This window comes from Pseudoduganella sp. S-14, assembly GCF_049913285.1.
GTDB lineage: Bacteria > Pseudomonadota > Gammaproteobacteria > Burkholderiales > Burkholderiaceae_D > Rugamonas.
Window position 1 is genome coordinate 1,049,003 of sequence record NZ_CP183991.1, and the last position, 22,904, is coordinate 1,071,906.

Consider the following 22,904-nt stretch of genomic DNA (forward strand, 5'->3'; position numbering starts at 1 on the left):
GATGTTCCAAATCAAATCCCTTGAGCTGGTCCACTGGGACTACTGGCAGCGCATCAAGAACATTCCGCTGGATGCCAAGATCATCACCATCGCGGGCCAGAACGGCTCCGGCAAGACCACCTTGCTGGACGCGCTGCGCACGCTGTTCGGCCTCGATTGCTCGATGGGGCGCACCTACAAGCACTATGCCCGCCACAGCGGCCAGCAGACCGCCTGGCTGCGCGCCGTGGTCGACAACAAGCCGCAGGGCAAGCAGCTGTCCAACCGTCCGTTCCGCAGCAGCGGCTTCTTCGCCGAAGACGAGGTGACCCTGTTCTGCCAGGTGCAGAAAAACGGCGGCGACTGGAAGCGCCAGTACCTGATGCGTCCCGGTAACGTGGACATCGAAGAAGTCACCGAAGCCAACGACTGGCTGGGCGTGGAGAACTACCGCAAGCGCCTGGCCAACGCCGGCCTGTCGCAAGCCATGTCGAAAGTGCTGGCGCTGGAGCAGGGCGAAACCGACAAGCTGTGCGAGTACGCGCCGCGCCAGTTGCTGGACCTGGTGTTCCAGGTGTTCGGCGACAAGGAAGTGCTGGATGCCTACGACGAAGCGAAACGCCACCAGCGCGATACCGAAGAAGAGCTGAAGCGCTTCGAGGCCGAACTGGAAGGCTCCAAGACCAACCTGGAGGGCTTGCGCCTGCGCGTGGCCAACTACCACCAGTGGGAAACGCTGCACAAGGAACGCCGCAACCTGCAGGAAGAAGTGCTGCCATCGCTGGAATACCACGAGGCGCGCGAGAAGGCCGCCAACGTCAGCCGCCAGCTACGCGAAGCGCGCAAGCCGCTGGCGCAGGCCGACCAGCTGCTGGCCGACAAGCGCGGCGAGGTGGCCAAGCAGGCCAAGGCCCTGCAGGACGCGCAGCAGCAGGAAACCCTGCTGGAACAGGAGCAAACCGCGCTGACTTCGCGCCTGAATCTCATCAACGGCAAACTGAAGCCGCTGGAATCGCTGGCGGAGCAGAAGTCCCGCCTGCAAAAACTGGCCGCCGAATCGGGCGCCGACGTGGCCGATGCGGCCGCGCAGCTCGAAGCCAAGGAAACCGAGCTGCTGAAGCTGCGCTCGCAGCGCGATGCCGTGTCCAACCGCATCGCGCAGGACAAGGCCACCATCAACGCACTGTCTGGCAAGACCGCCATGCCGGAGCCGGACAATGTGCGCGCCATGCGCCGCGCGCTGAACGATGCGGGCATCCCGCACGCCATGCTGTCGGACATCGTCGAAGTGACCGATCCGAAATGGCAGGGTGCCGTCGAGGGCGTGCTGGGCGGCTACGCCTCCGTGGTGCTGCTGGAGCGCTCCTCCGATGCCTCCTCGGCCTACCGCCTGGCGGAAAAGGAACGCTATCGCCACTTCATTGTGCCCGATTGCGTGAAGGCGCACGAGCCGAAGAACCAGAGCCTGCTGTCGGTGGTGAAGTTCAGCGGCCTGGCGCCGGAATGGCTGATCGACCAGCTGTCGCGAATCACGCGCGTGGAGTCGGTGGAAGAAGGCGCAAAGCTGGGCAATATCGAAGAATGGATCACGCCTGAGGCCTACCACAAGGAACGCCGCGGCGGCCGCTCGCTGTTCGTGGAAGCTGCGCGCTATCGCTTCGGTTCCGCCGGCAAGACTTCGCGCATGGATGCGATCCAGAAGAACCTGCCGAACCTGGAAGCCGAGGAAGACAAGTACACGCTGCAGATTTCCAAGCTGGCGTCGGAAACCTCAGCGCTGAAAGCCCGCCTGGCGGGAGTGGATGCGGTGAAGGAGCTGTCCGCCCGTACCGAGGAATTCGACGAAGCCGCCCGCTCCGCCGTGCCGCTGCGCGCCGAGCGCCTGGAAGTGGGCTCGCGCCTGGGCGAACTGCAGGGCTTGATGAAGAACGCCACCGTGGCGCGCACCAAGGCCGACACTGCATGGCAAAGCGCCCGCATGTCGCTGTCCGAGGCGGAAGCGGGCCTGCGCCTGAACTTCAAGCGCCAGATGGAACAGCGCTCCGACCACGCCCGTGCCATGCTGGCGCTGCGCCGCCAGTGGCGCCACTTGCCGGGGGCCTGGCGCCGTCCTGCGCGCCGCCAGGCGCTGGTGCAGCAGCACCAGAATGCGCACCAGGTCGACCTGCGTATCGCCAGCCTGCAATCCTCGCTGGCGCGCGATGACTGGGAACTCGATGCGACCGTGATCGACCAGTATGCGCGCCTGAACGAGCAGCTGTCGAACCGCAAGACGGAAACCGAAGAACGCCGCTACCAGAACAACCGCGCGATCGAAGCGACTGCCAATGCGCGCGGCGCCTACATCGAGCGCCTGCGCTACACGATCAAGACCTATTCGTCGAACATCAAGGAATTGGGCGCGCTGGCCAATATCGACGTGCACGTCGAGCCGGTCAAGCTGGAGAACGACGACCTGCTGCTGTCGCAGGCCGGCCTGCAGGTACGCTTCAAGTTCGACGGCAAGGGCCCGATTGGCCTGAACGACGGCGAAGCGTCGGGCGGCCAGCAGGTGATGAAATCGCTGGTGCTGCTGATCGGCTTGCTGAAGTCGGAAGATGGCTCCGGCGGCTTCGTGTTCATCGACGAACCGTTCGCCCACCTGGATATCCGCAACATCCAGCTGGTCGGCGAGTTCCTGAAGAACACCGACGCGCAGTACCTGATGACGACGCCGCTGACCCACAACACGGACGTCTACGATCCTTCCGACCTCACGCTCATCACGAGCAAGAAAAAGAAGGACACCCAGTGGGCGCAGCCGATCTTCGTGCTGCAGCGCCGCCAGGCGGCAGCGGCTTGATCGCCGCTGGCCGTCATTCCGACGGCACGAAGCAGGGGCAGAGCCTGATCGTGCCGGGAGTGACCTGAATCAGATTCAGGCGGCTTCCTTGGAACAGGCGCCCAGGATGGCGTCCAGTTCCTTTTTCAGGGCCAGCATGACGGGCCGGCCGCGGATGCGGTTCACCATTTCGAAGAAGGTGATGCGCATCGCTTTCAAATCCTCCAGCGTGGCGGCGGCTTCCAGCTTGGCTTGCATGACCTGGCCGCGTGCACCCAAGGTCGGTTCGATGGTGCGTGCATAGAAGGCGCGCGCCTGCGCATACTGCGCTGCAAGTTCCTCCTCGGTCGGCGGGATCGGCATGATCGTGATTGGCGGAGCCTCACCTTCTTCGATGAAACCTTGTGCCAGCAGTTCTTGCACGGCGCCGGCATCGAGCCCCAGCCCCGTTACTTTCGGCAGCAACTCTTCCATTGGATGGCGGCCGTCAATCATCACCAGCAGGGTGCGCATACGGGACGGCAAGCCATAGGTGCGTGCCGAAATTTCCTCTCGTCCCTTTGCGGTCTTATTGTAAGTCGTCATAGGAATGTTTCCTCATGGCAATCATTTTCGTGTGATTTTAGAATACACGACCTTTAAGGAATTGACATCGTCTGAAATATCGTCTTTAATTTCTGTAACGACAGAAAAAAATGAAAAATAACATAATTCAACAAATATTCATTCTGGAACCGGTGGAAATCCGTGACTTTCAGGATGTTAAGCGTGTTTCGGATGAATTTCACGTTTGTAGTTTTTATGTCACAAATGGAGTGAGCCAATGGCCGCACTGACCCTGTTTTTCGATAATGCCTGCCCGTTTTGCCGGAGCGAGATGTCCCGCCTGCGGCGCTGGGACCGCGCCGGCCGCCTGGCCTTCGTCGATATCGCTGCACCCGGCTTCGATCCCGCTCCGCTGGGCACCAGCCTCGCTGCCATGAACACGGAGTTGCACGGACTGCGTGCCGACGGCGCCATGCTGGTCGGCACCGATGCCATCCTGGCGGCCTACACGCTGGCGGGACGCGCCTGGCTGGTATGGCCGCTGCGGGTAGCAGCGCTGCGGCCGATGCTGGCCGCGGCCTACCGCAGTTTCGCCCGCAACCGCTACCGCATTTCGCGCTGGCTCCGGATCGACGGCGCGCGCCCTGCCTGCGACGGCGAGCGTTGCCAGGTCTACTTCGGAGGCAAGGATGGAGCGTAAATGGCTGGTGCGCTGGATGTACGCCAGCGCGGTTGGACATTTGCTGGTCGGCCTGGTGCTGCCCTGGATCGCCGGCGCCGCAGCCCTTGACTGGTATCTCGCCTGGCTTGGCCCGGCATCGACGCGCCCGCAGCACGCCTGGTGGATGGCGCTGTTCGGGCCCACCATCCAGTGCGTCGGGCTATGGATGCTGGCACTGGTGTGGTTCGGCGACCAGCGCCGTGAGCCGGCGGCCTGGCTGTGGGTGGCGGCAGGACTGCTGTTGTGGGGGCCGCAGGACATCATGGTATCGCTACGCGCTGGCGTATGGCCGAATGCGTGGCTCGACATCGCCACGCTGGCGCTGTTGCTGCCTGCCGCCTGGCGCCTGTACCGGATCGACGCTGCCGCGCGTGACGCCGGCGAGGCGGCGCCGCTGGTGGGCGAGGGAGAGCTGTTCCGCAAAATCCTCGGCAGCGAGTGGAGCAAGCTGCACCCCGACATCCAGCAGCGCTTCGCCAAGAATCCGGCACCCGGCAAGCCCTTGCTGTACTACGGCACCCTGTCGGAGTTGCGCGCCTCGCGATTCGGCAAGCTGCTCGGCTTCGCCAGCAAACCCTTCATCCAGGGCGCACTGATACCCTACGACGACAGCGGCTTCCCGGTCGACATCCAGGTCTACGGCAAACCGGGCTCGCAGAACATCTACAAGCAGCGCATCTACATGCTGAATGGCCGCAAGCCGGTCAAGTTCACCTCCTATATGGCGGAGAGCGAGCGCGGCGAAGTGCTCGAATACGTGGGACTGGGCCTCGGCATGAAGCTCAAGCTGCACGTGGCCGATGGCAACCTGCATTTCACCAGCGACGGCTATTTCTGGGACCTGCTGGGCTGGCGCATCCCCCTGCCTGGCGTGCTCACGCCGGGCAAGACCTACCTGCGCCACTGCAACGAGGCGCCCAACCGATTCAACATCCGCATCGAAATCCGCCACGCCCTGTTTGGCACGACCTTCGTGCAAGCCGGCGTCTTCCACGAGGGGCGTGCAGCGGAGAGGGAGGCAGCATGAACACGCATCTGCTCGCATTGCAGCTCATGGCCGCACAAGGCTGCCTGGGCGCCTTCGACACCATCTACCACCATGAGCTGACGGAAGCCTTGCCGCAGCGCGCCACGGCAAGGCGCGAGCTTGCCATTCACGCAGTGCGTGCCACGATCTACGGCGTGCTGTTCGTGGGGTTGTCGGCCTGGGTGTGGCAGGGCGCCTGGGCCTGGGTGCTGCTGGCGCTGTTCGGCATCGAGATTGTCCTCACGCTGTGGGACTTCGTGGTGGAGGACCAGACCCGCCTGCTGCCTGCCACCGAGCGCGTAACGCACACCGTGCTGGCGATTAACGGCGGCGCCTTCATTACCCTGCTGATGCTGGGAATGCCGGCAGCCATCGATGCGCCGACAGGATTCGCTTATGCGCCGCAGGGCTGGCTCAGCGTCTTCCTCGCCTTGTGCGGCGTGGGCGTGTTCGTGTCCGGCGTCCGGGACGCCTTCGCCTCGCGTGCCGTGCCTGGCGCTGCCTCGCAAAGCGTACGCTTCGACGGCCCGCCGCAAACGGTGCTGGTCACCGGCGCGACCGGATTTGTCGGGCATTCGCTCGTGCCAGCCTTGCTTGCCGGCGGCCACCGGGTCATCGTGCTGTCGCGCGAGCCGCGCAAGGCGGCATGGGAATATGGCGGCGCCGTGCGCGCAGTTGCCGGCATGGGCGACTTGTCGCCGGCCGAACCGGTCGACGTCGTCATCAACCTCGCCGGCGCCCGCATTCTTGGCTGGCGCTGGAGCGAGCGGCGCAAGGCCGTGCTGCGCGGCAGCCGCGCCGGGCTGACGCAAGGCGTGGTGGACTGGATTGCGCGGGCCGTGCACAAGCCGCGCCTGGTGATCAATGCATCCGCGGTCGGCTACTACGGCATCCAGCCGCAGGGCAGTGGCCAGGTATTGAACGAAGCCAGCCCGCCGCAGGCAATCTTCATGTCGCAGCTATGCCAGGAATGGGAGGCCGCCGCCAGCCGTGCACGCGAGTATGGCGTACCGGTTGCGCTGGCGCGCTTCGGGGTGGTCTACGGCCATGGCGGCGCGCTGCAGCCTATGCTGCTGCCGATCAGACTGGGCTTCGGCGGCCGCATGGGAACAGGACGCCAGCGCAACTCCTGGATCCACATTGCCGATTTGCTGGGGGCGATGGCCCACGTCTGGCGCCTCGGCGCCAACGCTGACGGCGCCTGGAATTTCACGGCTCCGGAGCAGCCGACGCAACTGGAGTTCACCCGGGCCGCCGCCGCCGAGCTGCATCGCCCGAGCGCGATTCCTACGCCGGCCTGGCCGGTGCGCTTGCTGCTCGGCGAGCAAGCGGGCCTGCTTCTGGAAGGCGCCGCCGTAGCGCCGACCCGCCTGCTCGCCAGCGGTTTCAGCTTCCGCTTCCCGACAGTCCGGCAAGCGCTGGCCGACCTGGTTTAGTCGAGCTTCTTCTGCGCCATGCTCCAGCGCAGCAGGCCGATGGAGTAGGCGGCAAGGTAGCCCAGCATCAGGCCGAAGGGAATGACGGTCAGCGGATGTTGCAGGACTTCGGCCTGGTTGATCACGCGCGGGTGTTCGGACTGGCGGTTGACGTAGAACTCGACGCCGATCTGCAGCACCCGGGCGGCGAACAGCATGCAGATCAGGATCGCGGTGCGGCTCGGCGGGGTGAAATACAGCTTGCTGCCGGTGTTTTCGAAGCGGGTCTTCTTGAGCGCGAAGAAGGCCATCCAGGCGCCGGCTATCACGGCGGCAGCCATCATCGCCAGCGCCGGCGGGTTGCGCAGCATGGACTGGGCGGCTGCCAGCAGCAGGACCGGCAAGCCGGCCGCGCCGACCCAGTGCCGCCACGCCACCGATTCCTGGCGGCGGAACACCAGCTTCAGGCGCGAATAGATGCGCCAGATCAGCGTCGGAACGAGGATGAGCAGGACTACGGTGGTGACAGTCAGTTGCATTGGGCGCCGGATTCGGGAAAAAAAGAAGAATTTTAACCGCAGGCGTAAAATACCCCTTCGTGATCTCGCTTTCGGGGGTTCCAGCCATGGAAAAACACCGTATCCACGCCCACCGCGCACCGGATTTGCCGGTGCCAGTCGACGAGTCGCAGCCGCACCCCGAGCCGGTGCATCCGCACAGCCCGCACAACCCTGTCCCGCAAGACGAGCCGGTGCCCAACCATAATCCCGAGCTGCGTCCGCCCGGTCAGTCGAAAGCCCAGTTGTAAAGCACGTCCAGTGCGTTGTTGGTGCCCGTCTGCACCTGCAGCGTCACGCGGTTGTTGACCTTGTAGCGCAGCTTGACCAGACTGGTCGCGGTGCCCGCGCCCTGCTCGAAGCTGATGTAGGCGCGCGAAGACAGCTTTTTGCCGACCGTGACGACCGTGCTTTCCAGCCCCTTGGCCTGGCTGACGCCCAGCTCATCGAGACCGACCCGGTTGGCCAGGCTCGGCCCGCCGCTGCCGCCCAGCAGGGCGCCGGCTGCGGTGCCGAGCAGGCTCATTTCATTGCCGGCCATGTCGGCGGTGCCGTGGCCGAGCACCATCCAGGCCAGTTTTTCGCTGTCCGGCACGGAAGGCGTGGAAACCAGCTTGGCCGATGGCGCCAGCGCGGTGCCGCGCACTTCGACGCCGGCTTCCACATTGGTCTCGCTCAGCTCATCGCCTTCGGGGCGCTTGCGCACGGCGCGGATGTTCAGGCCCGGGTTGTCGTAGGCGCCGGTGAAATTCAGCACGCCGCGTTCGATCGCCAGGCGCTGGCCGTAGGCGGCGTACGTGCCGCTGACGACGCGGATGCTGCCGTTGACGCGCGGGGCGCGGCGATCGGCCATGCGCACGCGCACGGTGCCGGCCAGCTGCGCGTCCAGGCCCTTGCCGCGCAAGGTGAAATCGTCGCCCAGGTCGGCCTCCAGGTCGATATTCAGGGGCAGCCCGCTGCTGGCGGCAGCCTTCGGTTTTTCACGGCCCAGGATCACCACGTCTTCGCTGATGGTGGGCGTGTCGAGCGAAGGCAGTTCGATGACGGCGCGGTTGGCCCTGAACTTGCCGTCGAACTCGAAGCGCTTGGCGTCGCGCACCAGGGTGCTGCTGCCGCTCAGCACCAGGGTGCGGTCCGGGCGGTTGAATACTTCGAGCTTGTTGGCGGCCAGCTTGAGGTCCATCGACATGTCGCCGCCTGCCAGCCGCAACCAGCCGTCAGCCTGTACATTGCCGTCGGTTCCATCGAAGCGCAGGCGTTGCAGCTGCAGCTGGTCGCCGCTCACTTTGGCCTGCAGGGCGCCGTTGCGCAGGCGGATGCCTTGCTCGGCCCAGTTGATCACCAGCTGTTCGCCCACCACCTCGCCATCCAGCAGGGGATTGGCGATGGTGCCGTGGCCGCTGGCATGGGCGCGCAGGGCGCCGCCCAGTTCCATTCCTTGCACGCCAAGCAGCGGGGACAGCCAGGCAATGGAAGGCAGGCTGGCGCTGGCGCCGAAAGTCAGGGGGCTGTCGGATGGAATGCGGCCGTCGCGCAACTGGGCGCTGGCTTCCAGGCGCGCATTGCCGGCGCGGTCGCCGGCCAGTTCGGCCTGGGCGCGCAGCTGGTCGCCGGCGACCGTGACGCGCGCGTCCAGCACCTTCAGCTCGAGCGGGATCGGGCGTTCGCCGCCGGTGATCGTTACGTCGCCTTTTTCGCGGAATACGTGCAGGTAGCCGTCCAGCGCGGGCGCGGCGCCTTTCGCGGCGGGCTCTGCCAGTTCCAGCGACCAGTCGCCGCCCAGGGTCATGGTGCTGGCCACGTTGCTGCGCCAGGTGTCGGACAGTTGGGCGAGGTAGCTGGCGTTGACGCCGCTGGCGGTGCCTTTGCTGCGCCAGCGCAGGCCGTTCTTCTCCAGCGTGTCGATGCGCAGGCTGCCTTCCGGCATGGCGATGGTGGCGCTGCTTAACTCGAGCTGCTCCGGCTGCGCCAGGCCGGCAACGCCATCGCCTTTGCGGCCGCTAATGCGCAGCGTGGCCGGCGCCTGCAGGGTGAGGGCGAAGCGGCCTTTGTTCTGCAGGGCGTCGATGCTGCCGTTCCAGCTATCCGGGGCGAAGCTGCCGTGGACTTTTGTGCTGGCGTCGAAGTCGGGATTGGCGGCAGCTACCCGCACCGTGTGGTCGCCGGCAGTGCCGCTGGCTTGCAGGCGCAAGCGGTCAAGCAGGAGGCCGGGCATGTTCAGGCCGCTGACCATCAGGTCGGCCTGCAGCGGATCGTCAGGTGCGAAAGAGGTGCCGATGGTGGCGCTGCCCTTGATCGAAGAGATCTCACGCTGACCGGGCAGGCGCAGGTAGGCGCCGTCCAGCGTGGCGCTGAGCGTTGGCATGGCGTTGGGGCCGCGGCCAGCGACGTTGCCGCCACTGGCGTAGCCGCTGCCGCGCAGGTTGCCGGACCAGCCGCTGCCCAGAACCGCCAGTTGTGGTGCGTCGAGCTTCCAGTCGATGCGGTCTTGCGGCTTGCCGAACGAGCCTTTGGCCTGCAGCAGGTTGGGGCCGAGGTGCAGGTCGACGTCGCTGTCCTGCACGCGGCCGGGGGCGGCGGCGAACTTTGCATGGCCGCTCAGTGCCGCGTTGCCAAGCGTGGACGCCGGCTGCAGGCGGATATCGGCATTGGCCAGCCAGTCCGCCGAGGCGCGCAGCGTGGCGTCGAAATCGGCGTTGACGTTGCCCGCGACCGAAGCGCCAAAGCTGGCCGGGTTGAGGCGCATTGCGCTGCCGGACAGCTTGAAGTCCATTGCGCCGAAGAGCGCCGCTTCGCCGCTGGCACGGATCACGCTGTCGGCGCGGGCCGGCGCCGGCGTGGCCGCGGCCGGGCGCTGGCCGCCTGGCGGCTGGTAGCCCAGGCCGCGCGCGTCCGCGCTGAAACTGGTGCGCGGCGCCTTGTAGCCGCCGCCCAGGGTGCCGCTGGCAGTCGCGCTGCCTTGCAGTTGCGGGTCGAGTACGGAAAGCTGAGGGGCGTCGAGCTGCCATTCCAGCTTGTCGCCGGCAGCGCCGAATGCGCCGCGCGCGGTGGCGGTATTGCGGGCGTAAGCGAGGCGGGCGTCGATGCTGGCGATGTGCTGCGCATCGGCGGCCAGCTTGACGCTGCCCGAGAGCGGCTGCCCCATCAACTTGCTGGGCTGCAGGACGATGTCGGCGTTGGCGCGCCAGTCCGGCGCCAGCTTTCCGCTGGCCTGCAGTTCCGCGTTCAGGTCGGCTGAAGGGAAGGCGCCCAGCGCGGCCGGATCGAAGCGCTTGACCGCCGCGTTGGCCTTGAAGGTTTTGTCATCCTTCAGGCTGGCCTGGGCGGTGGCGGAGACGCTGCCCTGGCCGGCGCTGATGCGCGCCTGGTGCACGGTCAGCAGCAGGTCTTGCAGTGTGGCGTGGGCGTCCAGGCGCAGCTTGCCTTCGCCCAGCGCGGCGCGCAAGGTGTGCTGCTTGCCCTTGGTTTCGGCGCTGATGTCGCCGGCAATCGCCGTGCTGATGGCGGCGCCGTGCAGGCCGCGCAGGTCGAGGCGGTCGGTGTGCAGGCGCACGCTGGCGGTGTCGATGCTGCCGTCTTTCGGCAGGCTGCGCAGCTTGCCGCTGCCGGTGAACTTGCCGGCGGCGCCCAGGTCGATCAGCAGGCCGCTGAGGCTTGCATTGTCCAGCGTGCCGCCCAGTTGTGCGGCGGCGCTGTGCAGGGGCAGCTTTTGCTGGTCGAGCGGGCCGGGGGCGCTGCGGTTGGTAGCGGCCAGCTTGCCGGACAGCTTGTCGCCATTGATGGCGGCGTCCAGCGCCAGGTCGATTGCCGCCTTTGGCCAGGCCGGGTCGAAGCGGGCCGGGTCGACGTCGCGCGCCTGCAGGCGGATGCTGCGCAGGGGCAGGGCATCGAACGGCGCCAGCACCAGGGTGCCGTCGCCGTTGGCGTAGTTCGATTTGCCTTTGACGTCCAGCTTCAGTTGCGCAAGGTCGCCGCTGGCGTACAGCTCCAGCCGCGTGGCGCTGCGCTCGACCATGCCGGGGGCGGGCGGCGTTGCCGCCGCAGCGCCGGGTGGTGTAACGGGATTACTGGCAGGCCGGGCCGCGGGAGTCGACGGCGGCAGCGGCGCCAGGGCGGCGGTGGCGCTCAGTTTGTACGGGCGCGTGGTCGAAATTTCCGCGCTGGCGGCAAGGGCGCCAATGGGTGTCTCGGCGCTGGCGTCCTTCAGTTGCCAATGCTGGCCGTCGCCCTGGAGCTGCAGCTTGATGGCGCGCAGCTCGGTGCGGCTGCCGTCTTCGCTGACCAGGGCCAGCGTGCTGACGCGGCCGTCCGCAATGCTCAGGCGGAACGGCGGCGTGATCGATGCCGGCATCACGGCTGGTTTGGATGGCCCGGTGCTGCGCGATTCGGCGCGCGCCACATGCAGCTCGCTGATCGCCACGCCCTCGCTGAAGTATTGCAGCGGCGACCAGTTGATGTCGATGTTATCGAGCGTCAGGACGCTCGACTCGTCGCGGTAGATGATGCGGCCGATATGCATGCGGCCATACAGCGAACCGCTGACGCCGGTGACCACGATCTGGCCGCCGCTGGCGCGCGCAACCTGCGCCACGATCTGCTGCAGCGTGGTTTCGCGTCCCAGCAGCCACGCCGCGCCGCCCAGCACGGCCAGCGTCACGCCGCCGCCGATCAGCGTGCGGCGCAGCCACTTGCGGCGAGGCGCTGCCAGCGGCGCCTCAGGCGGCGCAGGAGGATGGGGGGGATGGCGCGGCGTATCCATCAGAACGTGAACCCCAGCGAGAAGTGCAGCCGGGCCTTTTTAGTGGCATGGCCATATGCGACGTCGACATTGATCGGCCCGACCGGGCTCTTGTAGCGCGCACCGACGCCGTAGCCGGACTTGGGACGCAAGCCGCCCAGCGAATTAGACGCATTGCCGGCGTCATAGAACACCGCCGCGCCCCAGGTCGGCTTGAACCAGTACTGGTATTCGGCGCTGCCGGTGACCAGGTAGCGGCCGCCGACCGTCGCTTCGCCCTGCTGCACGCCCAGCTCCTGGTAGGCATAGCCGCGCACCGAGTTGTCGCCGCCGGCGCGGAACAGGTAGGTGGTCGGCACGCCTTCCTGGTGCGCCGAGCCGAGGGCGCCGAATTCGGCGCGCAGGATGACGGTGGATTTCGGGCTCAGGGGCCGGTAAGTGATGCCGCGCGCCGTGGCGCGGATGAATTTTTCATCCGTCAGCACCGGCAGCAGCGCCCCGCCCAGCGTGGCATTCAGCACATAGCCCTTGGTCGGGAACACCAGGTTATCCACCTTGCGCCAGGTGGCGGCATAGGTGATCGGCAAGGACTGGCTGTGCGACGAGAGCACCCGGTTCACGGTCTTGCTCTCGTTCAGGTACTCGATGGAGATGCTGCGCTCGAGCAGCGGCGTGCCCCAGGCCCGCTTGGCCGCGACGGAAGCGGTGCGCGTGATCTCGCCTTCGATATCCTTGCGTTCCAGCGCCGCGCCGAAGCTGTCGTTGTAGCCGTCCGCCGTGGTGGGAAAATAGAAATCGCTGCGCGCCTGCTGGCGCTTGGTTTCCAGCGTCAGCGCGCTCTTCATCTTCAGGCCGAACACGTTCAGGTCATCGTAGGTGCCCGAGGTGCGGTAGCCGGTATTGGTGCTGAAGCCGATACCCACGCTGGCATTCTTGCGCTTGTTCTCCACCACGCGCACCAGCAGCGGCAGCGGCGCCATCGTCGCCGGCTGCGGCACGCCCTCGGCCTTGCCCTCGGCCGCCTCGATCTGCTCGCCCAGCAGGGACGACAGGTCGGCGCTCACCTCGACGTTGGAGAAATAGCCGGTCTCCTGCAGCTTGCCCTGGTAAGCCTGCAGCGCCGCTTCGCTGTAGACGTCGCCCGGCTTGATCGGGTTCAGGTTGCGCACCACCGATTCGGGATAGCGCCGCAAACCCTCGATTTTCAGTTCGCCGAAGCGCATTTCCGGCCCGCTGTCGAGCGCCACGTGCAGCAGTGCGCGCCGGGTCTCCGGATCGACCACCGCTTCGCTGGAAATCATTTGCGCGCGCGGGTAGCGCGTCTGCACCACGGCGCGCAGCAGATCGCGCTTGGCCTTTTCCCATTCGTCCTGGCGGAACACGGCGCCGCGCGGCAGGGCCCAGCCGGCCTTCAGCGCCTCCTGGTCGAACGGCGCGCCCGACGCCGACTGGAAACCTTCCAGCACGATCTCCACCTCGCCCACCAGCACCGGCTCGCCCGGCTGCACGTCGACCGTGACGGTCGGCGTGCCGCTTTCGTCCAGGCGGATATTCACCGCCGGCGTGTAGTAACCGGCAGTCGCAACCAGCGTCCTGATCTGCTCCGGCGCGGCGCGCAGCATGCGCTGCAGCTGGTCGCGGTCCATGCGCTCGTTCGTGCGGTAGCGCACCAGGTCGAGGTTATCTTCGAGAAGCGACTCCAGCGCGCGCGGGGCGTTGATGCGGACCTGGTAAGTCCAGCCCTGGGCAGCCGCCAGCAAGGGCAGCAGCAGGGCAGCGCAGCCCAGTACAAGGCCCCTCAATACTTTTATGCCGGTTTGTGCCAAAATTCGTGGTCTGTGATCTGGAAGTCGAAACCGAATGTTACCGGATCAGCCGCAATCTTGTCGGCCACTTAATGATTGATTACAAATAGACCTCTAAGAAAGACTGCGATGCTGACAAACGACGCCGCACTGGTCCTGTTCAGCGGTGGACAGGACTCGACAACCTGCCTGGCCTGGGCCCTGGAGCGCTATCCGCGCGTCGAAACCATCGGCTTCGACTACGGCCAGCGCCATGCGATTGAGCTGACCGTGCGCCCGCGCGTGCTGCAGCAGATGCGCAGCGTGAAGCCGGAATGGGCGGAACGCCTGGGCGAAGACCACATGGTCGACCTGGGCCTGATCTCGCAACTGTCGAAGACGGCCATGACCGAGGACATCGAGATCGTGATGCAGGAAAACGGCCTGCCGAACACCTTCGTCCCCGGCCGCAACCTGCTGTTCATGACCGTGGCCGCCACCCTGGCGTATCGCCGCGGCCTCACCGTGCTGGTCGGCGGCATGTGCGAAACCGACTTCTCCGGCTATCCGGACTGCCGCGACGACACCATGAAGGCGCTGCAGGTGGCCCTGAACCTCGGCATGGACACCCGCAACAAGCTGGAAACCCCGCTGATGTGGCTGGACAAGGCGCAAACCTGGCAACTGGCCGAACGCCTCGGCGGCCAGGAACTGGTCGACCTGATCCGCGCCGACACCCATACCTGCTACAAGGGGGAACGCGGCGCGCTGCACGACTGGGGCTATGGCTGCGGCACCTGCCCGGCCTGCGAGTTGCGCGCGCGCGGCTACCGCCTGTACCAGGCCGCACTGCGCGGCAATCACGATAGTAGCGCCGATTGACTTTTTCTATAGGGCAATTGCTTTGCCCTAAACAAACTAAGATGCTGGTATGCCGAGGCCACCTGCCAGCCCGCCGCTCCAACGCCTGCTCCAACCCCGCCTGCTGGCTGGGCTGGTGGTTGCGCTTTGCCTGACGGCGACCGGCAGCGTCTGGTGGGGCGCCCACGCCGATGCCGAGCGCGACGCCCGCAGCGGCTTCGAATACCGCGCCCGCGAACTGGTCAACAATATGGCTGCGCGCATGCAGGCCTATGTGCAGGTGCTGTACGGCGTGCAGGGCTTGTTCGCCAGTTCCGACTACGTCGACCGGCAGGAATTCCACACCTATATCGAGCGCCTGGAACTGGGACAGAACTTTCCTGGCATGCAGGGCATCGGCTTCATGCGCCTGGTGCCGGGTGCGCAGCTTGAGTCGCACGTCGCCATCGTCAAGGCCGAGGGCTTTCCCGACTACGCGGTGACGCCGCCCGGCCAGCGCAGCCAGTACGGCCCGGTGGTCTATCTGGAACCGTTCTCCGGCGCCAATATGCAGGCTTTCGGCTATGACGGGCTGTCCGAGCCAGTGCGCCGTGCCGCTTTCGAGCAGGCGCGCGATTCCGGCCTGCCGACCATGACGGGCAAGCTGCTCCTCAAGCAGGAAACCGCCGACCCGGTGCAGTCCGGCTTCATTATCGCGCTGCCGATCTACCAGAACGGCGTGGGCCGCTACACCCTGATCCAGCGCCGCAGTGCGCTGAAAGGCTGGGTCTACGCGCCGTTTCGCGTGGGAGACGTGATGGCGGCGCTGGGGCACGATGCCCTGCGCGGCCTGGACGTGGAGGTCTACGACGGCGACGCACCCAACGCCATGACGCGCATGTTCGACAGCGCGCCGGCGGCTGCCGCGGTGGAAGGGCGCCAGCACGCGCTCAAGCGCATCAGCCTGGCGGGCCGGCGCTGGACCCTGCATATCAGCGCGCTGCCCAAGGCCAACGGCGTGCTTTCGGATAAACCGCGCGCCATCGCCATTGGCGGCCTGTTGATCAGCGCCTTGCTGGCGCTGCTGGCCTACGTGCTGGCGGAAAGCCGGCAGCGCCTGCGCCTGGCGCTCGACCAGAGCAGCCGCATGGGCGATGAATTGCGCGAGGGGCAGGAAACCCTGCTGGCCATGGCCGAACATGCCCAGGGCAGCCAGGCGGTGTTGCGCTGCATCCTCGATTCCACGGTGGACGGCATCCTGGTCGACAACTACAGCGGCGCCGTGCTGAACTCCAATCGCCGCTTCCGCCAGTTGTGGAATGTGCCGGAGCAGCTCGATTGGGAAAACGACGGCGCCATCCTGCTGGCCCATATGGCCAGCCAGCTGGAACAGCCCGATGCCTTCCTGCAGGCCTGCGCCCGGCCCGAGCCGGACGACGAGGACAGCCACAGCCAGCTGCAGATGCGCGATGGCCGCGTGCTGGAAGTGACCACGCGCCCGCTGCGCCTGGGCAGCGAAGCAGCAAGGCTGTGGTCCTTCCGCGACGTCACCGAACGCACCCTGAACGAGCGGCGCGAGGAAGGGCGCCACCAGGTGCTGGAATTGCTGGCCGCCGGTGCGCCGCAGCAGGAGGTGCTGGACAGCCTGATGCGCGGCATCGAGGTGGTCAACCCCGGCATGATCTGCAGCGTGATGCTGCTTGACGAAGAAGGCAGGCACCTGCACCTGTCCGCCGCCCCCAGCCTGCCGGCCTTTTTCAGGCAGGCCATCGACGGCTTGCCGATCGGCTTTGGCAACGGTTCCTGCGGCAAGGCCGTCACCAGCAACAGCCGCGTGATCGTGGCGGACATCGCCAGCGACCCGCTGTGGGCGCCGTACCGCGAGATGGCCTTGCGGGCGGGACTGGGCGCCTGCTGGTCGGAGCCGGTGCACGGCGCCAACGGCAAGGTGCTGGGCGCCTTTGCCATCTATCACCGCGAACCGCAGCGTCCCAGCGTGGCGCAGCTGGCCCTGATCGACCAGGCTGCCAGCCTGGCCGGCATCGCGGTGGAACAGGCGCGCGCCGCCGAAGCCTTGCGCGTCGGCGAGGCGCGCTTCCGCAGCCTGTACGACCATGCGCCGGTCGCCTTGTGGCAGCAGGACTGGTCGGCCGTGCGCGCGGCCTTGCTGGAGCTGGCCGATTCGGGCGTGGAAGATGTGGCGCAATGGCTGCAGGTAAACCCCAGCCAGTTGCAACGCCTGGCCGGGCTGGTGCACATCACCGACGTCAATGCCGCCGCGCTGGCCCAGGTTGGCGCCGACCCGGCCTGCAAGCAGGCGGGCAAGCTGGGCCTGGCGCAGAATTTCGCGCCGTCGGCCATGCGGGAATTCAGGCGTGCGCTGCTGGCAATGGAGCAGGGCGCGCACCTGTTCCAGTGCGAAGGCAGCTTTCTGCGCCTGGATGGCGTGCAGCGCCAGAATGAACTGACCCTGCTGGTGATGCCGGGCCACGAACATGCGCTGGACTTCGTGATCGTCTCCACCATCGACATCACGGAGCGCAAGCGCCTGAATGAAGAGCTGCTGCAGCTGGCCACCACCGACTTCCTGACCGGCTTGCCGAACCGGCGCGAATTCATGGCGCGCCTGGAAGACGAGCAGGCCCGCCTGCAGCGCGATGTCGGCGGCCGCGCCGCCGTGCTGATGCTGGACATCGACTACTTCAAGGACATCAACGACGCCCACGGCCACGACTGGGGCGACGCCGTGCTGCGCCACCTGGCCGGCCTGATGCGCGATTCGCAGCGCAAGATCGACATGCTGGGCCGCGTGGGCGGCGAGGAATTCGCCATCCTGCTGCCGGGCGCCGACCTGGAAGCGGCGCGCGCTTTTGCCGAGCGCCTGCGCCAGCGCATTGCCGAGACCCCGATGGGACGCAATGGCAACAGCATCGCCATCACGGTCAGCATCGGCATCGCCAGCATGGCGTCGGCCGATCGCAGCGGCGACGCGGCCCTGGTGCGGGCCGACCACGCGCTATACCGGGCCAAGCGCGCCGGCCGCAACCGGGTGGAAGGCTGATCAGTCCGGACGCATGCGCAGCTGTTCGACCTTGTCGCCCTTGCCCAGGCTCAGGTCGACCAACAGGGCGCCGCTGGCGTAGTTCAGGCGGTAGCTGTACTTGCGCATCTCGCCGTCGGTGCTGCGCGCCAGCGCATCCACCGTGCGCAGCGGACCCCATTCGCGCAGGTCTTCGGACACCATGTCCAGGAACTCCGGCGGCAGGTTGCCGGCTACCTTGTCGCTCAAGCCTTCCGGCAGCTTGCGCTCGGCGATGCTGGCGAACATGGCGCGCACGCGTTCGGCCACGGCTGGTTCGGTTTCCGCAATCGCAGGTTTCGGCTTGACGGCCAGCGCCGGCAGGAAATGCGCGGCGACGATGTCCCCCAGCTTGCCGGGGCGCGCGCTGGCCGAATTGGCCAGCACCACCACCGACAGCCTGTCGTCCACGAAGCGGTACAGCTGCGAACGGAAACCTTGCCATGCGCCGCCGTGAGCGATGGCGCGGTGGCCGTTACGCTGGAACAATTGCCAGCCATAGCCGTATTCGGTGGCAGTGCCGTCGTTCAGCTTGGCGGGCGTCCAGCTGGCGTTGCGCACGCTGGCCGGCAGCACCTTGTCGCCATACAGCGCCAGGTCCCATTTCGCCAGGTCGCGCGCCGTCAGGTACAGGCTGCCGTCCGCCGTGGTGTTCAGGCGCGGCGCCACCCAGGACTGGTTCACCAGCTTGCCGCCCTTGCGTTCATAGCCGCGCGCACGGTGCGGAATGATGTCGGCTTCGCTGATGATGCGGGTGCCCATGTCCAGCGGCGCGAAGATGCGCTCGCGCAGTTGGTCGCCATAGAACTTGCCGCCCGCCTTGTTGCAGATGAAGCCGAGCAGGTGGTAGCCCATGTTCGAGTACGACCATTTCTCGCCCGGCGCGAACAGCACGGGGATCTCCGCCTCCAGCGCGATCAGCTCTTCTTCCGTGTAATCCTTGGTCAGGTCCAGCTTGGCGTAAGGATCGCCCAGGCCCGAGGTATGCGACAGCAGGTGGCGGATGGTGATGCCGTCCCAGGCCTTGGGCGTGTTCGCCAGGTGCCTGGAAACAGGGTCATCCAGCGACAGTTTGCCGTCTTCGGCCAGCAGCATCACCAGGGCCGCGGTGAAGGTCTTGCCGACCGAGCCGGACTGGAAGATGGTGGCGGGCGTGACCTTGACCTTGTTTTCCAGGTCGGCCAGGCCATAGCCTTGTTCGCGGATGATCTTGCCGTCCTTCACGACGGCGATGGAAACGCCGGGGATATGGCTGCGTTTCATCTCCGCCAGGATGGCGTCATCGAGCTTGTCAGCGAAAGCGGGGGCACAGAAGGCGAGGGAGAGCAGCAGGATGGTCGGGCGCATGGAGGCAATCCTTGAGTTGCAAAAAATGCATTCTAGCACCCGATCCGGGCGAGTCAGGCAGGGGCATGTTCCAGCGCCGGCGCGGCAGCTTCGGCAGGCTTGCGGTGGCGGCGCTTCACCAGCCAGTAGATGAAGAACGGGATCATCAGCGGCAGCAACAGGGGCGACACGGCTGCCATGGTCACCACGGCCGCCAGCGCCAGGGACAGGATCACGATCACGCCGACCCCGGCCATCACCACGGCCACGATCGCCGCCGCGAAGATCATCGCCACCGCCACCACGGCAAATACGCTGCCCGTCAGCACGGTACCGAACAGGGCGCCCAGCGGCCCGTCATAGTCCGTGTCGCCGACCGTGACGACGAGGTCGCTGGCATCGAAGGTGATCCAGGCTGCCAGCATGCAGAAGAACAGCAGGACGAGGGACAGGGCAAATACCTTTTTCATGATGGGCCTCTTGGCGTTGAACATGGTGTCACTGTAGGCGCGGCGCCCCTTGCCAGCCATCCGCTTGCGACGAACGGTGGATTTTGCATGATGAATGGAAAAAGTCCGCCGTTGCGCCTTGAATTGATTAACTGTTTGCCTATACTGAATATCCGATCTCTGAGATGGAGGGGAATATGGCTTGGCTAGTAAGAGACGGGAGCCAATCGTTGCTCCTGGGAATCGACAGCGAACCGCGCCAGCGCAGCGCAATTTCATGGTTCGGCGGCGGCCCCAAAGGCCCGCCATCCGCACCACCGACGATTCCACCAATCATCATCAATCCCTTCAAATACCAGACGCCCGACCCGGCCATCGATCCGCGCATTACCCCCCTCGGCCCGCCGGTGCTGCCGCCGCGGCGGCCTGCCATGTCGCTGCATTGATCTGGCACAAACTTGGCTTTCCTGATACAGCCCGCGCACCACGCGGGCTTTGTTTTCCGCTGGCTAGCGTGGGCGCCTCCTGCTATATTTCCCAGACGCATCTAACCTTGGGAATAAGATGGAAAGCCGTCTGCGCCGCCTGGAGGCCGTCCAGGAAATCCTGCTGGAAATTGGCAAGCTGTCCAATAGTTGCACCGACATCCTGGTCTTCCTGCAGTCCGTGCACGCGGCACTGGGCCGCATCATGTACGCCGCCAATTTCTACGTGGCCCTGAGCGACCGCGACGCGCCCGGCAATGCGGTGCGCTTCGTCTATTTTGTCGACGAAGTGGATGACCATCCCTACAAGGACCAGCTGGTGCAGCTGGCTACGCCCGACCAGTCGCCCACCGCCTGGGTCATCCTGAACAAGCAGCGCCTGGTGATGACGGGCGACGAACACCGCGCCCGCGCAGAAAACGAAGTGTTCGGCGTCGGCACGATCGCCGAGCACTGGGTCGGCTGCCCCTTGCTGGACCAGGACCATGACGTGCTGGGCGCCATGGTGATCCAGAGCTACGACAAGGAGCACACCTACAGCGAGGAAGACCAGGCCCTGTTCGCACAGATTGCCAACCACGTGTCGAGCGCCCTGCAAGGCTTGCAGAGCATGGACCGGCTCGAGCGTGCCGTGCGCGAACGCACCTTGGAACTGGAGCGCGAAGTAGCGGAGCGCAGCAAGGCCGAACGCCTGCAACGCGCGCTGTACGAGATTGCCAGCCTGTCCGCATCGGCATCGGCCGAATCGGACGCCAGGCTGCTGTACGCCCGCCTGCACGAGATTGTCGGCAGCCTGATCACCGCCCGCAATTTCCTGATTGCGCTCTACCATCCCAAACGCGACGAAATTTCGATCCCTTACTTCGTCGACGAGAAAGACCAGGAAGCGCCGCTCCGGCGTTTCGAATACGGCGTCGGCGTGAGCTCCTTCGTGCTGAAGGAGCGCCAGCCCATGCTGCTCGACGGACCCGCGTTCGCGGCGCTGATGGGCCGAGGCGAAATCAATGAACCACTGGGCAACCAGGGCATCGCGAGCTGGATGGGCTGCCCGATGATGGTGGGCGAGCAGGCGCTGGGCGTCATCATCGTGCAAAGCTACGACGCGTCGGTCATGTATTCGCAGGCCGAACTCGATATCCTGGCCTATGTTGCCAACCACACCGCCGCCGCCATCGCGCGGACCCGCGCCGACCTTGCGATCCGCCGCGCCAAGGCCGAACTGGAAGAACAGAACACCGCGCTGGCCACCGCGCTGACGCAATTGCAGACGGCGCAATCGGAGCTGGTGCGGCAAGAGAAGCTCGCCTCGCTGGGGCGCCTGGTCGCCGGCGTCGCGCATGAGATCAACACCCCGCTTGGCATCTGCGTGACCGCCACCAGCCACCTGGTGGAAGAACTGCGCCTGTGCCGCCTCGACCTGGCCGAAGGCACGCTGGACGAAGACGGCTTGCACCAGTTCTTCGACACGGTCGACCAGTCGCTCAAGATCATGACCACCAACACCCAGCGCGCCGCGGCGCTGGTGCGCAGCTTCAAGCAGGTGGCGGTGGACCAGTCGTCCGACAATATCCGCCACTTCAACCTGCGCAAATACCTGGATGAAGTGCTGCTGTCGCTGCAGCCCAAGCTGAAGGGCAAGCCGATTGCCGTCAACGTCGACTGCCCGCCGGACATTCATTGCGAGAGTTTCCCCGGCGCCGTCTCGCAGATCGTCACCAATATGGTGGTGAACTCTCTGGTGCACGGCTTCGAAGAAGGGCAGAAGGGCACCATCCGCATCACCGGCAAGCTCGAAGGCGATCACGTGCTGTTTGATTACAGCGACGACGGCGTCGGCATGGATTCCACCACGCTGCAGCAGCTGTTCGATCCTTTCTTCACCACCAAGCGCGGCTCCGGCGGCAGTGGCCTGGGGGCGCACATCCTGTACAACCTGGTAACCGGACCGCTGGGCGGCACGGTGAAGGTGGTCAGCTCGCCCGGCATGGGACTGCACTACCACCTGCGTTTCCCGCGCGACCAGCGCAAGCCGGCGGTGTAAGGTGAGGGCCGCTATCCTTGCTGCCAGCCTGCTGCCCTTCGCGGCTCAGGCTGGAGATTGCCTGAAGAGCGCGGAAGCGGCAGCCAGGCAATTCGTTGCGCTGGGCGTGACGGATCCTGTCCGTTCGGCGGGGCTAGTGGAATCCGCGTCCCTGGAGGCATATGGCGAACGCATCCGGCAAGTGCTGGACGACCGCTATGCACCGGGATCGGTGGCGATCCGCCAACGCCTGCTTGGCCCGGACTGGAGCGATGAGCGCCTACGGAGCGCAGCCACGGAAGAACTGGTGGCGGCGTACTTGGCGGCGGGCCTGGCGCAAAGGGCGAACTATCGCGTGCAGATACTTGGCGCTTCCTCGTCAAGGCAGCGATGGGGTATGGGAAAGGACGTCACCGTGTCGTACCGCCTGGCGGGGCCAAATGGCGAGCAAGAGCTGAAGAAAGTCTTGTCCGTCGCGCAGGATTCATCATGCTGGAAGGTCGAAATGCCGTTTGACGTTTATGACCGCATCGGCGTATTGGCAAATGCGCTGAAGGAAGGGCGGCCGGAACCGGTTCACGCCGTCAAAAGCAGGTCGGCGATCAAGTTGCAGCTGTTGCATGCAAGTTACTTGCCCAAGGAGGGGATGCATGAAACCATCTGGTCGCGCAGCAGGTCGGGAGAGACGCGGATATGGGTCGGCCGGGAGCCGATTGTGACCGAGGCAGGCTTGCTGGGCACGTCCGCGTATTGGAGCTGCGATAACGTCAATTTCGAGTATCCCTCGCTGCATTTGCTGCTGAATCCCGGCGCCGCGCAGGCACTCAACGACTGGAGTTCGGCGCATCTCGGCGAGGACCTGGCGCTGCTTCTGGACGGGAAGGTTGTCAGCTACGGTAAAGTCGCGGGAAAACTGGATCGCCACTTGCAGCTATGCATGGCGGATCGCTCGCTGGAGGAGGTTGACGCTCTGGCCGCCGACTTGGCAGGAAAGTAGAACGGCGCCGATGGTGCCGTTTCTCTTAAAGTCGGGGTCAGGTCTGTCATTTGGACAGACAGCCCACACCTTTGACAAAAATCAAAACGCGGCGAATCGCAATATCGCGTCTTCGTCCCA

16 protein-coding genes are annotated in these 22,904 nt (G+C 65.8%); 10 read left to right on the forward strand and 6 right to left on the reverse strand.

Annotated elements, in window-relative coordinates; translation table 11 throughout:
• Position 1: 1 nt before the first annotated feature.
• Positions 2–2,821, forward strand: a complete 2,820-nt coding sequence (locus ACN9MZ_RS04880; protein WP_426320895.1) for an ATP-binding protein — start codon at positions 2–4, stop codon at positions 2,819–2,821.
• Between the two features lie 75 nt (positions 2,822–2,896).
• Here the strand turns inward: ACN9MZ_RS04880 and ACN9MZ_RS04885 are convergent, their stop codons facing one another.
• Positions 2,897–3,385, reverse strand: coding sequence for a hypothetical protein (locus tag ACN9MZ_RS04885; protein WP_426320897.1), 489 nt, complete (start codon positions 3,383–3,385; stop codon positions 2,897–2,899).
• A 238-nt stretch (positions 3,386–3,623) separates the two neighbouring features.
• On the opposite strand from ACN9MZ_RS04885, the gene ACN9MZ_RS04890 reads away from it, so the two are divergent.
• The 3 genes from ACN9MZ_RS04890 to ACN9MZ_RS04900 are packed head-to-tail and all read left to right on the forward strand — an operon-like array spanning position 3,624 to position 6,530.
• Complete coding sequence (locus ACN9MZ_RS04890; protein ID WP_426168068.1) at positions 3,624–4,046, forward strand: thiol-disulfide oxidoreductase DCC family protein; 423 nt, start codon at positions 3,624–3,626, stop codon at positions 4,044–4,046.
• A complete protein-coding gene (locus tag ACN9MZ_RS04895; protein ID WP_426341134.1) occupies positions 4,036–5,094 on the forward strand; it encodes a DUF4166 domain-containing protein in 1,059 nt (352 codons plus the stop codon). Before ACN9MZ_RS04890 ends, ACN9MZ_RS04895 begins: the two co-directional genes overlap by 11 nt.
• Positions 5,091–6,530, forward strand: coding sequence for a TIGR01777 family oxidoreductase (locus ACN9MZ_RS04900; RefSeq protein ID WP_426341135.1), 1,440 nt, complete (start codon positions 5,091–5,093; stop codon positions 6,528–6,530). The genes ACN9MZ_RS04895 and ACN9MZ_RS04900 overlap by 4 nt, the downstream gene beginning before the upstream one ends.
• Here the strand turns inward: ACN9MZ_RS04900 and ACN9MZ_RS04905 are convergent.
• Positions 6,527–7,048, reverse strand: coding sequence for a hypothetical protein (locus ACN9MZ_RS04905; RefSeq protein ID WP_426168074.1), 522 nt, complete (start codon positions 7,046–7,048; stop codon positions 6,527–6,529). The two genes, ACN9MZ_RS04900 and ACN9MZ_RS04905, sit on opposite strands and share 4 nt — an antisense overlap.
• 86 nt (positions 7,049–7,134) lie before the next feature.
• On the opposite strand from ACN9MZ_RS04905, the gene ACN9MZ_RS04910 reads away from it, so the two are divergent.
• Positions 7,135–7,317 (forward strand): hypothetical protein, encoded by a 183-nt coding sequence (locus tag ACN9MZ_RS04910; RefSeq protein ID WP_426168076.1) that lies wholly within the window; start codon positions 7,135–7,137, stop codon positions 7,315–7,317.
• Here ACN9MZ_RS04910 and ACN9MZ_RS04915 read toward each other — a convergent pair.
• Positions 7,296–11,825, reverse strand: a complete 4,530-nt coding sequence (locus ACN9MZ_RS04915; protein ID WP_426341136.1) for a translocation/assembly module TamB domain-containing protein — start codon at positions 11,823–11,825, stop codon at positions 7,296–7,298. The genes ACN9MZ_RS04910 and ACN9MZ_RS04915 overlap by 22 nt on opposite strands.
• Complete coding sequence (locus ACN9MZ_RS04920; RefSeq protein ID WP_426341137.1) at positions 11,825–13,606, reverse strand: autotransporter assembly complex protein TamA; 1,782 nt, start codon at positions 13,604–13,606, stop codon at positions 11,825–11,827. Before ACN9MZ_RS04920 ends, ACN9MZ_RS04915 begins: the two co-directional genes overlap by 1 nt.
• A gap of 132 nt (positions 13,607–13,738) precedes the next feature.
• On the opposite strand from ACN9MZ_RS04920, the gene queC reads away from it, so the two are divergent.
• Both queC and ACN9MZ_RS04930 read left to right on the forward strand, forming a co-directional pair.
• The gene (gene queC / locus ACN9MZ_RS04925) at positions 13,739–14,470 is read left to right on the forward strand and encodes a 7-cyano-7-deazaguanine synthase QueC (protein ID WP_426168082.1); all 732 of its coding nucleotides are present in this window, start codon (positions 13,739–13,741) and stop codon (positions 14,468–14,470) included.
• A 49-nt stretch (positions 14,471–14,519) separates the two neighbouring features.
• Positions 14,520–17,489 (forward strand): CHASE domain-containing protein, encoded by a 2,970-nt coding sequence (locus ACN9MZ_RS04930; RefSeq protein WP_426341138.1) that lies wholly within the window; start codon positions 14,520–14,522, stop codon positions 17,487–17,489.
• On the opposite strand, the gene ACN9MZ_RS04935 is transcribed toward ACN9MZ_RS04930, so the two are convergent.
• Both ACN9MZ_RS04935 and ACN9MZ_RS04940 read right to left on the reverse strand, forming a co-directional pair.
• Entirely contained in the window at positions 17,490–18,854 is a 1,365-nt protein-coding gene (locus ACN9MZ_RS04935) for a serine hydrolase domain-containing protein (RefSeq protein WP_426341139.1), read from the reverse strand. It abuts the gene before it with no gap.
• Between the two features lie 53 nt (positions 18,855–18,907).
• Entirely contained in the window at positions 18,908–19,303 is a 396-nt protein-coding gene (locus ACN9MZ_RS04940; protein ID WP_426341140.1) for a hypothetical protein, read from the reverse strand.
• Positions 19,304–19,512: 209 nt separating this feature from the next.
• Between ACN9MZ_RS04940 and ACN9MZ_RS04945 the strand changes: the two genes are divergently transcribed.
• The 3 genes from ACN9MZ_RS04945 (at position 19,513) to ACN9MZ_RS04955 (ending at position 22,784) form a co-directional block, all read left to right on the forward strand.
• Positions 19,513–19,728, forward strand: coding sequence for a hypothetical protein (locus ACN9MZ_RS04945; protein ID WP_426341141.1), 216 nt, complete (start codon positions 19,513–19,515; stop codon positions 19,726–19,728).
• A gap of 118 nt (positions 19,729–19,846) precedes the next feature.
• Positions 19,847–21,808: a GAF domain-containing sensor histidine kinase gene (locus ACN9MZ_RS04950; RefSeq protein WP_426341142.1), complete on the forward strand. Its 1,962-nt coding sequence runs from the start codon at positions 19,847–19,849 to the stop codon at positions 21,806–21,808.
• Position 21,809: 1 nt separating this feature from the next.
• Positions 21,810–22,784, forward strand: coding sequence for a hypothetical protein (locus ACN9MZ_RS04955; protein ID WP_426341143.1), 975 nt, complete (start codon positions 21,810–21,812; stop codon positions 22,782–22,784).
• The last annotated feature ends 120 nt before the right edge of the window (positions 22,785–22,904 follow it).